At 46.0% G+C, this 14,339-nt stretch carries 18 protein-coding genes; 11 read left to right on the forward strand and 7 right to left on the reverse strand.

Annotated features, from left to right (window positions below; genetic code table 11):
- The first annotated feature begins 42 nt into the window (after positions 1-42).
- The 6 genes from LRP49_RS02640 (at position 43) to LRP49_RS02665 (ending at position 5,999) form a co-directional block, all read left to right on the forward strand.
- Positions 43-903 (forward strand): carbohydrate ABC transporter permease, encoded by an 861-nt coding sequence (locus LRP49_RS02640; RefSeq protein ID WP_067419368.1) that lies wholly within the window; start codon positions 43-45, stop codon positions 901-903.
- Between the two features lie 8 nt (positions 904-911).
- The gene (locus LRP49_RS02645) at positions 912-1,745 is read left to right on the forward strand and encodes a carbohydrate ABC transporter permease (RefSeq protein ID WP_274140005.1); all 834 of its coding nucleotides are present in this window, start codon (positions 912-914) and stop codon (positions 1,743-1,745) included.
- Positions 1,742-2,848 carry an ABC transporter ATP-binding protein gene (locus LRP49_RS02650; protein WP_274140007.1) on the forward strand — a complete coding sequence of 369 codons (1,107 nt, stop codon included), beginning with the start codon at positions 1,742-1,744 and terminating at the stop codon, positions 2,846-2,848. The genes LRP49_RS02645 and LRP49_RS02650 overlap by 4 nt, the downstream gene beginning before the upstream one ends.
- Positions 2,841-4,247, forward strand: a complete 1,407-nt coding sequence (locus LRP49_RS02655; protein WP_274140009.1) for a mannitol dehydrogenase family protein — start codon at positions 2,841-2,843, stop codon at positions 4,245-4,247. Before LRP49_RS02650 ends, LRP49_RS02655 begins: the two co-directional genes overlap by 8 nt.
- Positions 4,244-5,053 (forward strand): L-iditol 2-dehydrogenase, encoded by an 810-nt coding sequence (locus tag LRP49_RS02660; RefSeq protein ID WP_274140011.1) that lies wholly within the window; start codon positions 4,244-4,246, stop codon positions 5,051-5,053. The genes LRP49_RS02655 and LRP49_RS02660 overlap by 4 nt, the downstream gene beginning before the upstream one ends.
- Positions 5,054-5,117: 64 nt before the next feature.
- Positions 5,118-5,999: an AraC family transcriptional regulator gene (locus tag LRP49_RS02665; protein ID WP_274140013.1), complete on the forward strand. Its 882-nt coding sequence runs from the start codon at positions 5,118-5,120 to the stop codon at positions 5,997-5,999.
- 2 nt (positions 6,000-6,001) lie between these two features.
- Here LRP49_RS02665 and LRP49_RS02670 read toward each other — a convergent pair whose 3' ends face one another.
- The 7 genes from LRP49_RS02670 to LRP49_RS02700 all read right to left on the reverse strand — a co-directional run bounded on the left by LRP49_RS02670 (position 6,002) and on the right by LRP49_RS02700 (position 10,009).
- Positions 6,002-6,388: a hypothetical protein gene (locus LRP49_RS02670; protein WP_274140015.1), complete on the reverse strand. Its 387-nt coding sequence runs from the start codon at positions 6,386-6,388 to the stop codon at positions 6,002-6,004.
- 147 nt (positions 6,389-6,535) lie between these two features.
- Positions 6,536-7,294: an SDR family oxidoreductase gene (locus LRP49_RS02675; protein ID WP_274140096.1), complete on the reverse strand. Its 759-nt coding sequence runs from the start codon at positions 7,292-7,294 to the stop codon at positions 6,536-6,538.
- The gene (locus tag LRP49_RS02680; protein WP_274140016.1) at positions 7,287-7,775 is read right to left on the reverse strand and encodes a cupin domain-containing protein; all 489 of its coding nucleotides are present in this window, start codon (positions 7,773-7,775) and stop codon (positions 7,287-7,289) included. The genes LRP49_RS02675 and LRP49_RS02680 overlap by 8 nt, the downstream gene beginning before the upstream one ends.
- 213 nt (positions 7,776-7,988) lie before the next feature.
- Positions 7,989-8,330, reverse strand: a complete 342-nt coding sequence (locus LRP49_RS02685) for a DUF1428 domain-containing protein (RefSeq protein ID WP_274140018.1) — start codon at positions 8,328-8,330, stop codon at positions 7,989-7,991.
- A 375-nt stretch (positions 8,331-8,705) separates the two neighbouring features.
- Positions 8,706-9,122: a BLUF domain-containing protein gene (locus LRP49_RS02690; RefSeq protein WP_274140020.1), complete on the reverse strand. Its 417-nt coding sequence runs from the start codon at positions 9,120-9,122 to the stop codon at positions 8,706-8,708.
- Positions 9,123-9,198: 76 nt separating this feature from the next.
- On the reverse strand, positions 9,199-9,462 hold the full coding sequence (locus tag LRP49_RS02695; protein WP_274140021.1) for a ParB N-terminal domain-containing protein: 264 nt from the start codon (positions 9,460-9,462) through the stop codon (positions 9,199-9,201).
- Between the two features lie 67 nt (positions 9,463-9,529).
- On the reverse strand, positions 9,530-10,009 hold the full coding sequence (locus tag LRP49_RS02700) for a MarR family winged helix-turn-helix transcriptional regulator (RefSeq protein WP_274140022.1): 480 nt from the start codon (positions 10,007-10,009) through the stop codon (positions 9,530-9,532).
- A gap of 138 nt (positions 10,010-10,147) precedes the next feature.
- On the opposite strand from LRP49_RS02700, the gene LRP49_RS02705 reads away from it, so the two are divergent.
- The 5 genes from LRP49_RS02705 to LRP49_RS02725 all read left to right on the forward strand — a co-directional run bounded on the left by LRP49_RS02705 (position 10,148) and on the right by LRP49_RS02725 (position 14,339).
- Positions 10,148-11,029 (forward strand): DMT family transporter, encoded by an 882-nt coding sequence (locus LRP49_RS02705; protein WP_274140024.1) that lies wholly within the window; start codon positions 10,148-10,150, stop codon positions 11,027-11,029.
- Positions 11,030-11,357: 328 nt separating this feature from the next.
- Positions 11,358-11,813: a GNAT family N-acetyltransferase gene (locus LRP49_RS02710; protein WP_274140025.1), complete on the forward strand. Its 456-nt coding sequence runs from the start codon at positions 11,358-11,360 to the stop codon at positions 11,811-11,813.
- Positions 11,814-11,869: 56 nt separating this feature from the next.
- Positions 11,870-12,352, forward strand: a complete 483-nt coding sequence (locus LRP49_RS02715) for a GNAT family N-acetyltransferase (RefSeq protein WP_274140026.1) — start codon at positions 11,870-11,872, stop codon at positions 12,350-12,352.
- Positions 12,353-12,553: 201 nt separating this feature from the next.
- Positions 12,554-13,411: a 2OG-Fe(II) oxygenase family protein gene (locus LRP49_RS02720; RefSeq protein WP_274140027.1), complete on the forward strand. Its 858-nt coding sequence runs from the start codon at positions 12,554-12,556 to the stop codon at positions 13,409-13,411.
- Between the two features lie 442 nt (positions 13,412-13,853).
- On the forward strand, positions 13,854-14,339 hold the full coding sequence (locus tag LRP49_RS02725; RefSeq protein ID WP_274140028.1) for an ATP-dependent zinc protease family protein: 486 nt from the start codon (positions 13,854-13,856) through the stop codon (positions 14,337-14,339).

A 14,339-nucleotide genomic window follows, 5' to 3' on the forward strand; every position in this document is an offset into this window, starting at 1 on the left:
CTTTCTGCCCGGCCTCTCACTCAGCTTTACTGGTAATTACTAATGCAAAAATGGTTGCCTCGGCTGTTGGTTGCTCCCTCCTTTGTCAGCTTGCTGCTCTGGATGATCGTCCCGCTTTCTATGACGATCTATTTTTCAACCATCAGATATAACTTACTTTATCCCGGAGACAACGAGTTCATTGGCTCGATGAACTTCGAATTTTTCTACACGGACGAAGCTTTCTGGCCCGCTATCTTCAACACGCTGACATTGGTTGGGATGGTTTTGGTCGTGACAGTCATTGGTGCGCTCATCATTGCTATCGCCTTAGACAAACCTTTTTTTGGTCGCGGTGTTGCTCGTGTCTTACTGATTTCTCCTTTTTTCATCATGCCAACCGTCAACGCACTAATTTGGAAGAACATGATGATGCACCCCGTTTACGGTGTACTTGCTGCGCTCTGGGAAAGTGTCGGGCTAGAGCCTATTGACTGGCTCGCCCAATTCCCGCTGGGTTCAATCATTGCCATGATCAGTTGGCAATGGATGCCCTTTGCGCTGCTGATTTTTATCACGTCTTTGCAATCGATGGACCACGAACAAAAAGAAGCCGCATTGCTCGATGGTGCCACCGGATGGCAGGTTTTTCGTTATCTCACCTTGCCACACCTCGCAAGGCCTATTGCCGTTGTCATGATGATAGAAACCATTTTTATGCTTTCTATCTTTGCCGAAATATTCGTGACGACAGGTGGTGGCCCGGGTTATGAATCCACCAACCTTGCCTTCCTCATATTCGGGCAAGCGTTGATGCAATTTGATGTCGGCGTAGCATCAGCTGGCGGTTTGATTGCGGTCATTCTGGCCAATATCGTGGCGTTTTTCCTGATCCGCGCGATCGGCAAAAACTTAGTGACTTAGGGGGCGTTATGGCTAAAAACGTATCACTCATTGACCAAACTGGATGGCTTCGCCCCATCATATGCTGGGCGTTAGCACTTCTGGTGTTCTTTCCGATCCTTATGATGTTGATCACCGCATTCAAAACCGAACAACAAGCCATTGAAATACCACCGAGCTTCATTTTTGAACCGACGGTAGAGAATTTTGGTTTGGTTCAGGAGCGAAGTGATTATCTAAAGTTTGCAATTAATTCGGTTATCACGGCATTTGGATCTACCATTCTGGCCTTGATCATAGCGATCCCAGCTGCGTATTCCATGGCGTTTTATCCGAAAAAGCACACCAAAGACATGCTGCTTTGGATGCTATCGACAAAAATGTTGCCGGCCGTTGGCGTATTGGTGCCGATTTACATTTTGTGCCAGAAAGCGGGCTTACTCGATACCACATTGGCACTCACCATCATCTACACCTTGGTTAACCTGCCGATTGTAGTTTGGATGCTGTTTTCTTACTTCAAGGACATCCCAAGAGACATTCTTGAAGCCGTCAGACTTGATGGCGCCGACACACTAGGCGAAATTCGCCATGTGCTTCTGCCACTATCTTTAGGTGGAATTGCCTCCACGGCATTGCTTTCCATTGTGTTGAGTTGGAACGAAGCGTTCTGGTCGATCAATTTAACCTCCGCAAATGCAGGCACACTGGCCACCATGATCTCCACCTATTCAAGTCCTGAAGGGCTGTTCTGGGCGAAGCTATCTGCCGCATCTACACTGGCCTGTGCGCCGATCGTCATTCTCGGTTGGTTCTGTCAGAAACAACTGGTTCAAGGATTAACCTTTGGGGCTGTCAAATGAGTTACTTACAAGTCAAACATCTCTATAAAAAATACGGCGAAACACTCGCGCTAAAAGATATCGATTTTGAAATTAAAAAAGGCGAATTTGTGGTTTTTGTGGGCCCTTCAGGTTGCGGCAAATCCACCCTACTTCGAACTATAGCAGGGCTCGAACAATCGTCTGGCGGCGATATTCATCTGGATGGACAATCGATCATTGAAACACACCCGTCCAAACGCGACGTTGCGATGGTGTTTCAAAGCTATGCGCTCTACCCCCATATGTCCGTGAAAAACAACATGTCTTTCGCATTGAAACTGGCCAAACGTCCTCCAGAAGAGATCGAAACCAAAGTCACCAAGGTGGCCAAAGCGTTGAAATTAGAAGCCCTCTTAGACAGGAAACCTAAGGCATTGTCTGGCGGACAACGTCAGCGCGTTGCCATTGGTCGCGCGATTGTGCGTAATCCAAAGGTCTTCTTATTTGACGAGCCTCTTTCCAACCTTGATGCTGCACTTAGAGTAGAAATGCGTATTGAGCTCTCCCGCCTTCATCAAGAACTTGAAAGCACCATGATTTACGTTACTCACGATCAAATTGAAGCCATGACATTGGCTGACAAAGTGGTGATCATGAGCCAAGGTGAAGTGGCACAAATAGGCTCTCCCCTAGAGCTATACCACCAGCCTGCCAATCGATTTGTTGCGACCTTTATAGGTACACCAAAAATGAACGTGTTGCCGGTCGACCATGTTTCAGCAAACGATGACGTAGTACATGTTCAATTTGGGACTGATGCGCGCATTAACCTTGATAAGTCCCTCTATCAAGAGGATGCAGAGTCAGCAAAATACATCGGCTTTAGACCTGAATCTCTTTCCATCTGTGATGCCCACCAAGGTGATTTAACAGGTGACGTTGAAGTGATTGAGCAACTCGGCTCTGAAACACTAACCTACATTCGCACCCTTAGCGGAGAAACCGTTGTTGTCAGAGCAGATCCGAAGTACACACCAACCCTGCGTGCAACGGTCGGCATCAAACTCGATCCTAGCCGTGTGTATCTGTTTGATGGCGAGGACAAAGCACTCAATGTTTATGGCGAGGTCAGCCATGTCTGATCACAAGCGTCTTGTACACTTTGGTATTGGAGCCTTCCATCGAGGGCACCAAGCTTATTATCTACAAAAGCTTAACGAGCAACTTCCGGATGAAGATCGCTGGTATTACACCGGCATCAATCTACGCGCCGAAACATCCGAACTCCCAAGCATGTTAAAGAGACAAAATGGTGCGTACTACTTCAAACGGATCGCGCCCAACGGCGATGCGGAATACATACAGATCAACAGCATAGATAGTATTGAAGATGCATCGTCAGACGTGTCCGTAATCAGGCGGGTATTTAGCTGCCCAAATGTAAAAGCATTGACAATCACGGTGACTGAAGGTGGCTACTACCTGAACGATAATGATGAGTTGAATTCAGAACACCCCGAGATCCAACACGATATTGAGGTTATTCGTCAGCAGTCCGGACAACCGGCCACCTTGTACGGCTACCTTGCTATTGCCCTGTTAGCACGTCAGAAATTAGCAAGCGGCTCCGGCTCTTTAACGGTCGCAACCTGTGACAACCTAAGGAACAATGGCAACCGACTCGACAATGCATTTAAGCAGTTTGTTTCACAAGCAGGGAATGACATATTGCTCAAATGGACATGTGACAACGTCACCTTTCCATGCTCCATGGTGGACAGAATAACGCCTGTCCCTCCCGCCAATTTGGTTGAAGATGTTCGACAGGCAACTGGCGTATCCGATGCCTGCCCAATCATGGGGGAAGATTTTGAACAATGGGTTATTCAAGATTCATTTGCGAACGAATTCCCCCCTCTTGAAAAAGTAGGCGTCACCTTCACCCAAAATGTGCATGCCTATGAAGAGGCTAAAATCAGAATACTCAATGGTGCGCATTTCCTCCTTTCCTATGTAGGCGCACTCCGTGGTTATGTCACTTATGACCAAAATGTTCGCGATCCCGAGTTGAACGAGTGGTTACGTCGCTATCATCAAAATGAAGTTATCCCGACGATTTATGATCGCCCGTTCGACATGGAAGACTACCGTTCAACCATTTTGTCCCGTTTTGGCAATGCCTATATTGCCGACAGTATTGAGCGTATTGCGATGGACAGCATCAGTAAGTTTCCACAATTCGTGCTGCCTACCGTCAGGCTGAACCTCGAACGGGGATACATGCCGGAAGCTGCCACAAAACTTATCGCACATTGGTTTGCTTTCCTCTCTTTGTTGGTCGAAAAGCGTTTTAGGTTTAATTACAGAGACCCTTATCTCTACGTGGCTGAAAAGTGGATGGTACAAGAGGATCCCGTCACCGCCTTTACAAAGGACCCTGACATCTGGCAGGGGCTCAATAAGCGATTTCCTTTGTACAGTGAAACGCTTGCCAAAGAGATACGCTTAACGCTAGAGAGTTATCAGGAGCGTTACCCATGACATTATCACTGGCCCAAAATGGAAAGCCGTTACTCGAGGGGAAAGTTACCTTACTGACTGGCGCGAATGGTGGGATAGGACTGGCTGTAGCTTATGCGTACCTTGCAAGCGGGGCACAATGTGTCATCACTGACTTGCCGCAAGAGCCCTCACCCGGCGTTGCAGCATTGCTTGGCCGCTTCGGTGACGACGTGGAATATATTCATGGCGACATTACAGATTCTGCGACCAGACAGCACCTCATCACATCGACGCTTTCACGATTCGGGAAAATTGATGTGCTTTTCAATAACGCCGCCATTTTCGACATGGGCCCATTGCTAGAAGCAACAGAAGCGCAGTTTGACAAGCTGTTTAACGTCAACGTAAAAGCCATGTTCTTTCTGATGCAAGACGTCGCCAACGTTATGGTAGACGCCAAAGCAAACGGGAAAATCATCAACATGGCCTCGCAAGCAGGTCGTCGAGGAGAGGCGTTAGTCGCCCATTACTGTGCGACGAAAGCAGCAGTGATCAGCTACACCCAATCCGCAGCACTGGCCCTTGCAGACAAAGGGATTACCGTCAATGCTATTGCGCCCGGTGTTATTGACACACCGATGTGGACACATGTCGATGCACTTTTTGCTAAATATGAACATCGTCCATTAGGCGAAAAGAAAAAGCTTGTGGGCGAAGAGGTCCCTCTCGGACGAATGGGTATGCCCAATGACATTGCAGGTACAGCACTATTTTTAGCATCACCACTGTCAGACTACATTACAGCGCAAACCTATAATGTTGATGGTGGGAATGTGATGAGCTAGAAATCAGGGAGGGAGTGATCACCTCCCCCTCTGCGGACCACACGAATATTAGGGGAAAGATGCTATGTCTGTCGCCAAAGACCCAGTTTGGGAGTTTATTCAAATTGATGATGAATCCGTCCGGTACGTTGAGCACGGCGTCCCGCACGAGCGCATTCATTGGCATGTTCATGAAGAATATGAACTTCACCTAATCGTCAAAACCCACGGAAAGGTCATGATTGGGAATTATCTCGGGCCTTTTTCACCGGGAAACTTAACACTTGTCGGCCCATGGCTTCCGCATAATTGGGAAAGCCAGTTAGCACCGGGGGAAACTCACCAACTCAGAGATATGGTCGTTGTTTTCAAACCCGATCTGTTCAATGGCGCATCTCTGGTATTTCCAGAATTACTTCAGTTCACTCGCCTGTTAGAACAAGCCAAGATGGGCATTGAATTTTTGGATGTACCATTCGACAAAGCAGAAGAAAACTTCAAGAAAATAAGAGAAAGTACGGGCGTGACGCGACTAGTCAATTTCCTGTCTTTTATCAATTATTTGAATTCACGCAGCACACGGGTTCTGTCCAATATGCCTGCGTCAGAAACCAAAGATGCTGGTACGGTTCAAAGTAAAGTCAGCGATGTTGTTAACTTTGTCATGCAAAACTATCAATCTCCGATCCGGCTAAAAACAGTGGCAGACATGCTAGGAATGACCGAGTCTTATTTTTCCCGCTTCTTTCACCAAGCTTCTGGGCACAGATTTACTGATTTCGTCAATCGCGTAAGGGTCCAGCGAGCCTGCGTGCTGTTGAGAGATAGCGAAGACACGATAGCAAACATTAGTCAGATTGTTGGTTTTCATAATCTGGCTAATTTCAGCCGACAGTTTCGCCGAATTAAGGGGGTCAGTCCGCTGGTTTATCGGAAAAAACATCCGTCACTTGCGCGACAAACCTAACGTCATTCTGTGGAAGCAAAGGTCCTGACTTCTCCTTCTTTCGCCGTTTTAGACACGTTGTGGTCTTTCAGATCCAAGCGTTTTTCTAACACCAAATACGCATCGCAATAGCTTTGTTTTTCTAAATACGCAGCTCTGGCTTCATCAATACTCTCTTCAGCGAACCGACGTTCTTCAGGAGAATTGTTGCTGTTGCTAAACGCAATTTGTTGCTCCAGTAACTTTTGACGAAGGCTTGAACGGCACACAGTCTCACTGGGAACAATTTGGTGGTAGTCGTAGAGCGATTCAGGCTCTTCGGCAGGATCTTGTATTACGGCGTCGCTCGCCGCGACACTCGAGCACCAAACCACCAGAAATGCTAGCAGCCAACGTTTACGGATAATCATCAACGGTTTGAATTCAACTAAAATGAGCTCTAAACATTGGTGTATTATTCCATAGAGACAGAAAGATGTTTAGCCGTTGATTTCAGCTATCTGCAAAAAAAGGCAACAAGATCAAAATTTAACCAACAATTACAGTACTGATGGTTATCACACCCCTCCAGTCACATCAACGATACCACCCGTCACAAATGACGCCCCTTCAGACACCAAAAACGCAATGACTGACGCGACTTCCTCCGGTGTTCCTCCACGTCCTAATGGAATGTTTGTCGCTAGCCTATCCACCCTGCCTGGCTCTCCACCATCCGCATGAATGTCTGTGTAAATTAAACCAGGACGTACACCGTTCACTCGTATACCCTTTTCCGCCACTTCTTTTGCTAAGCCAACCGTGAAGGTATCTATTGCACCTTTACTCGCGGCATAGTCAAGATATTCATTGGGAGACCCCGTTCTTGACGCACCAGAGGAGACATTAACAATAACGCCTCCTTTTCCTCCACGCTCAAGTGACATACGTCGAACAGCTTCCCTTGCACACAGAAAAGACCCAGTCACATTCGCCGTCAATACATCATTGATTCGTGCTGCTGTCATGTCTTCTAAGCGACACTGTTTAAACAGAATTCCTGCGTTGTTCACTAAGCAGGTTAAAGGCAGTTTTTTAGCATCGATAGCAGAAAACAACGAAGCCACAGACGCCTCATCCGAAACGTCGGCCTGTATAGCGAACGCATCACCACCAGCGCGCTGAATGCTCTGAACCAATTCGATAGCTTCCGCCTTTCTCGAGCGATAATTAACACACACGGTATACCCACACTCAGCCAACTTGACAGAGGTCGCTGCGCCAATTCCTCTGCTGCCGCCGGTGACCAGCGCAATGTGCCGTTTGATCTCACTCATCATCCAACCTCTTTTCGGTAGGATCGACGATGGCTTCGATATCAACCAATTGCCAAGGCCGACCTTCGTTTCGGAAGATCCGCTTGTTTTTGTTTGGGTAGTCAGCTTCATCGTGCGCAAGCCGTTGCCCAACGACGATGCAGCGAAGCGTGCTTTTCCCCACGTTTTTCATAACGTGAGGCAATGCGTTGGCGGGGTAGCCAATGAAATCCCCTTCATTGACCGTATAAACATCCTCTCCAATCGTGACTTCGGCTTCCCCTTCTAGGATATACACACATTCATCTTCAAAATAATGGACATGGTATTCTGTCGATTCAAAGCCTGGCTCAATGTCTACAAGGTGGAAACCAAAGCCAGTGATCCCTACCAAATCACCTAATGACTTTGCTTTTCTAACCGCATTAGGGTTGAGGAAATGGGTCTTCATTGTCCCTTCCATTTCTTCAACATCTTTCTTTGAAACAATGTATTTGCTCATGATGGCTACCTCTTACGCGGCGCGAAGTCTTGCTAATTTCACGCATTCATTGCTGAGATTTAACATATTGCCAACATTGAAGAAAGAATAAGGAAAGTACAACATCTATATGTGTCGAGTACGCCCAATTTATGGATGAGGAAGGATGAATAGGCTTACCATCAGACAACCTTCGCTTTAAAAAGCCGTTGCCTGATGCGTGGATTGGGGAAGCTAGTGAAACTTAGGCACCATTGAGGGATCTAGGATTAAGCGCTCGCCATCGAGGCACACAGGGTTCATGACATCGTCAAACCTTGGGTCTGACAACATCCTCTCCATTCCACGGTCTCGAATCTCTCTCGATGGCCAAATAATCCATGAAAAAACGACAACACCTTTTTCAGTCTTATATCCTTCAGGCTTCACTGCTTTGTTTGTCGGTTTGTCACTGCAATGCACCACCTTAATCGCACCATAAGCCTGTATTAAAGGCACCGCATCGTTGACTAACTGTTGGTATGTGTCTTTATTTTTGGCAGGCAAAGCTGTCACCAGCCCATCGACATACAGCATGATCGTTTCCTCTGCTTTGCGTGTTTTCAACAAACACACGGGCTAAATGATCAAGCCACTGACTTTATGAAATTTTTTGTCGTACTCAGATTGCAACGTCTAATGTCGCAACTAAATCTCTTATGAAGGAATAGTAACCGCGGAAAATTAGTAAGTTTGACTCATCTACAAGACATGCAAAATGTTTCTTATGAAGGAAGAGTAAGCCACTGAATATAAGAATTTTTATAACAGAGGCCGTATAAAACACCGACACAAAAGAAAAACGTTTATACCGTTCAACGCCCCTTCAGATAAAGAGCAATTCACGAATGAAAGGCATCGAAAATTGACACGGTGTGACCATGAAAAATCAGCGAAATGTCCGACTACCTGCTACCACGTTCGTTTGAACTGCTCAATGAGATACACAATTTCAGCACCCATCTCACCGAAGTCTTTTTCTGACAGTGAGTTGTCTAAAAACGTGTTATAGCCACGGATTGCACTTCCATCAAAGGTTTCCAGATTTTTAAATCCCATCGACCAATCTGCGAATGCACGCGCCTCTATCTCACTTCGGTCAATAACAACGACCGATGTATGTCTTTCGTCTTGCTCAATTTTGCTAAACAGAGCATCTACCGTCTGTGTTTCTCCCTCTAGTACTTGGAAAAAGTTACCTTTTGCATACAAGAGTAAGCCGCTGACGTTTTCGTTTTCATTATTCGCCCTTGCTTGACCAAGCACTTTCATCAATTTGCTTTCAGAAAACTCAATGGTTGCAGAACTTGCGTAGATTAGACGAATCATATTATCCCTTAACTAAGCGCGTAGTTTTTTGTTTTTATAAATTATAGCGGCTCAATCAGATTGCACGTCGAATGCACTAAGGTATAGGGGAATGGAAGATAGAGACTGGGAGCAGTGAATCTTTGCCGGACTCAAGATAAAGTTGATACGCCGCTGAGATACGGTGTCCACCGTCTTGAAGAATGTACGTTTTTCCGCAAGCACAGTTAATCAGCAAGATAGCTTCACGAATGCCGTCTCCTTTACGGAGGCTTTTTAGGAGGGTTGTAAAACGCACATCCTTTCCTCTTACCCAATGCAGGTCGAGTTCAACCAACTTCGTTACAGGCATATATTGCATCCACACACCTCCTCTGACTGAAAGTATGACCTAAGCAGTATGAGGAGGGAGACGCAGGTCTAAGACACTACTCACTGGCAACTAGCCATTTTTTCAGCAAAGAGGCTAATTGGGTCTGTTCTTCCAAAGATAGGGGAGAAAGGATTTCTCGCTCGTTTGCAACGTGTGCATTAACCGCGTTGTCAATGAGCGCAACACCGTCGGACGTTAATGTAATCGTGCAACTTCTTCTATCTATTTCGCTAGCTTGGCGCTCAACCAGTCCTCTTTTGACTAATCCATCAATGCGAGTGCTCATCGCCCCAGAAGACAGCATGAGGGTTTGATAAAGATCGGTTGGTGTCACAGGTGCCCCAGCTCGTCGCAAAGACGCCAAAATGTCGAACTCAACGCTACTGATTCCAAAAGACTTAAAAACCGTGTCTAGCTTTGGATTAATGATTTGTTTTGCGCGCCCCAAACGTCCAATGACCGCCATTGGCGAACAATCCAAATCGGGTCGTTGCGCCTTCCATTGCGCCAAAATGGTGTCTACATGATCCGCCACGAATCCATACTCCTTATTTATCTTTCGAAAAAGATACTTGAAAAAAAGAGACAAAGCGAATAATTTATCTTTCTAGAAAGATACTTTCACCTAAGATAATAACAGGCGCACAATTTCGCTGACCAACGGGAGAAAAATGTGAAGAACTACCTACTCGCAGCATTGGTACCCATACTGTGGGGAAGCACATATGCTGCAGTAAGCATTTATCTTCAGGATCTGTCACCATTTTGGGTAGCGGTCTGGCGTGCTTTACCCGCAGGGTTGGTCTTGTTGCTGTTGAAACCCGGTAGGCCGCCGCTACCGTGGTCAAAGTTAACCTTACTCAGCGTATTTAACATTGCTGCATTTTTCCCACTACTATTCATAGCCGCGTACCGCTTGCCCGGTTCCGTTGCAGGCACGTTAGGTGCGACGCTTCCGCTACAACTTATGTTTATGCAGTGGCTTGTGGAAGGTAAAAAGCCTGAGCTTAAAATGCTGATGTTGGCATTGGTCGGGCTATTAGGGGTTATCTTGATCCTTAACCCTTCGGCAAATATCGACCCAATTGGTGCAATAGCAGCATTAACAGCAACCGCACTGGTTGCCCGAGCGTCACTCTGGTTAAAAAGCTGGCCTGTCACAGACATTTTCAGATTGACTGCATGGCAACTGACACTAGGCGGGCTTATCCTTGTGCCCATCGCCTTTTTAGTGGAAGGCCCGCCCAAGGCCATCACTATGCATGAAATGCCCGGCCTCATCTGGGTGAGTCTGCTGAACAGCTCCTTCGCATATTGGGCGTTTGCTCGTTCGATTAAACGCCTAGGACCAGATTCAATGGCCATGATAAGCATGTTGAATCCCGTTGCTGCGGTAACACTCGGTATCTTGTTGGTTGGCGAAGTCCTTGGCCCCTACCAATGGCTGGGCATCGGATTCGTATTGTTGAGCCTTGGATTAATGATAAAGATTAAACAAACTGCGACCCGGAAAAGCCAAATTTCTGTCGCCAGACACCAATCCCATAACGAATAACGATTAGCCTCTTCGGAGGCTACTCCTCATATAAAGACAAGATAGCCAAAACAACACCCACTCTGACTTCAGGCTCTCACAGAATAAAATCGTGATTTCAGTCAAGAATCACTGAAAATCACAGAGATAGACATCATTCATCTTCTCCCACCTATAACGCCACAAAACAACCAAAACTCAATTGATTCATCTATAAAACTCTTAGTTTTCAGAGTAATCCACACACAGCTATCGAACTGGATACTGGCTGTGTAAGAACAGAACCCTTTGGACAACACCTGTCAGTCGTGGTAAATCCATCTATGTCAAAAAGTTGGGAGAAAATGACATGGAAATTCGTATCGATGACCTTTCTGGCAAGGAAATTCAACAACTTCTCTTTGATCATCTTAAAAACATGCATGAAATCAGCCCCCCAGAAAGCGTCCATGCCTTAGACCTTAGTGCCCTTCAGCATCCAGACGTCACGCTTTGGAGTGCTTGGATTGATGGCGAACTGGCTGGATGCGGTGCATTAAAAAAGATTGGTCCTTCTCATGGAGAAATAAAATCCATGCGCACGTCACCGAAGTTTATTCGCCGAGGTGTTGCTGCGAACCTTCTCGCACATATTATTCAAGAGTCACGCACGCTTGCGTTTTCACGCCTAAGTTTAGAAACAGGTACTGAACCTGAATTTGAACCCGCACGCCGTCTATATCAGCGTTTTGGATTTGAAGAATGCGAGCCGTTTGCCGACTACACCACAGATCCAAACAGCACATTTTTCACTCAAGTCATTTAGCCGTTCAGTAATGTTGTTTAGCCTAGAAAGCTATAAGCTGGTTGATACACGTTAATATGAATCGAGAAATCGTTATTGTTGATTACCATCCCCGTTACACCGAACAGACAATCGCGGTGTGGCGCAGGAGCAAAGAAACCGCGCTTGGAATACCTGAGATGCATTCTCTTGAATCCCATCGCTATTATCTAAACCGTATTCTCGCTCCATCACACAGAATTTTTGTTGCTGTTGAAAAAACAAGTGACACGGTACTGGGGATGATGGCCATGGACAGTAAGCACATTTCTCAACTCTATATTCATCCTGATCATCAATGCCGAGGTATTGGCTCTGCATTAGTAGAGCTCGCGCAAGAGAATGCTGAACGTTTGCAACTCTATACATTTGAAATCAATCTACCAGCCAGAGCATTTTGGGAAAAACATGGCTTTATAGAACAAGAAATTGGGCAGCATGATAATGAGGAAGGGTTATCCGACATTCTTTGTGAATGGAAACGCGAACCTGCTTCTATTGCCATGCAATTTGCCATGTAGCAAAACATAAAGGTGCGGCAGAGGCTTTCCCCTGCCGCATTCCTCCCGTAAACCAGCATTCCCCTCACAAGGTTTTTATTAAAAGCCCCCAGTGCATACCGTTACCAACATTGGTAATTCCTCGGCAGTCTCACTACTTGTCTCTATAAAGCGTCCCCTCTCTTTTATGATCAAAAGAGAGCAAGGTTTCTGGAAGCTACCATGACACTGATTCGTACCAATACAAGGATTGGACAGCAAAAGCTCGGAGACGCACTTTTTAAAGGGGACATCGTCGTATTTTCAATCCCTGAGGTTCTCTCTCCCTTCATCCACCACACCAGATCATTGATTGAGCGTGATTTTCAACTGCAAGACCCTGAACATGCGCATAACTATTTAGACGTGAAGACTTACCTAGCACGTGCAGAGTTAGCAAAGAAACGTTTTGAGAACGACGATAAAGCCAAACGCTTATTTTTTAGGGCACTGTCTCATTGTGGCATTAGAGAAGATACAAATTACTATGATCGGCTGGTACTTCGAATCGTACCCTGTGAGGCTGAATATGATAATGGCAGGCAAGCTAGCGTAAAACACCATCGAGATACCTGGGGAAGCAATATCGATTGCCAGATTAACTGGTGGTTGCCTATTTATCCTTTAACAAAAGGACGCTCGATCGCTATTTATCCTGAATACTGGCAGCAGAAAGTGAACAACACGACATCCAGTTGGTCATTTTCTCAGTACCTAGAAGAAAAAAATGCCACGCCTGATGAAGAAAAAATTCACTATCCCAGTGCGCCGCAAGCATTGGAAGGCATTGATGAAAATGCGTCTTACACGCCTGAAATCCAACCCGGCGACATTCTCAGCTTCTCCTCCGCTCATCTACATGGCAGCAAAACTAATCAAACCAGCAAGTTTCGCTTTAGTGTGGAGATACGCACCGTCGCGATGAGTGACCTGTATAACAAAAAAGGGGCACCAAATATCGACAATGCTTTGCAGACCCCAATGTATCAATGGTTTAAACGAATAAAAGATGACGAAAAACTCGTTTTCGAGCCAAAGTAACTGTCTGTACTTGCGGATGAAAAATCCCCATTCATACTCTCTTCATACGAAAAGTCACCTCGAGAACCAGCACCAAATACCCGCCCAATAAGGCAATAAAGCTAATTATGTGATTTTCTGGCGATTAGTATTTTTTACGATGAGAATATTTGATTGTCACGAATCATAAATTGACTTGTCGCTAGCATTGCAAAGCTGTACCTTGCGCGCTCTTTGGTGCGGTGCTGATAAAGTGGATGATGAAGTGCGCCGCCGGAGTTAAATACATACGTGGCCCGAAACGCCGCAGTATTTAGTCATTCGATAGTGTTGATTATTCAATCAGTTCTTAGAAATGTGAGCGGAACAATCCCGCAAACCCGCTATCGTTTACTTGAGTAAGTCAAAGATTGATGCGCTCACTCCATTCGTACGAAATTCACTACCTGGGGCATTGACAGCAATGACTGACAAAAACACAGCTCGACCAGCAGTCGAGGACACTAACCAAGCAAACTCAAACGACAGAATGCTGGTTGGCTGGCGAGAATGGGTGGCCTTACCAGATTTAGGTATCTCCGCGATTAAAGCGAAAGTAGACACTGGCGCACGCACTTCTTGCCTTCATACTTTCGGAATCGAAGAGTACGAAAAAGACAACGAGAAATGGGTGAAGTTTATGATCCACCCAATTCAAGACGACAACGTGACCGAAAAAGAATGTCACGCAAAAGTAAAAGATATGCGAACTGTACGCGATTCAGGTGGTCACGAGACGTTCCGTTACGTTATCGAAACCCCAATGGTGATTGGTGATCTTACTTACCCAATTGAGATGACGCTAACAGCTCGCGACACTATGGTATTTAGAATGCTATTGGGCCGCACGGCTATGGAAAATCGACTACTCGTCGACCCAGTTCAATCATTTATCGTTCAGGCGCCTTAA

Source organism: Enterovibrio qingdaonensis (genome assembly GCF_028683135.1).
In the GTDB taxonomy this organism is placed as follows: domain Bacteria; phylum Pseudomonadota; class Gammaproteobacteria; order Enterobacterales; family Vibrionaceae; genus Enterovibrio; species Enterovibrio qingdaonensis.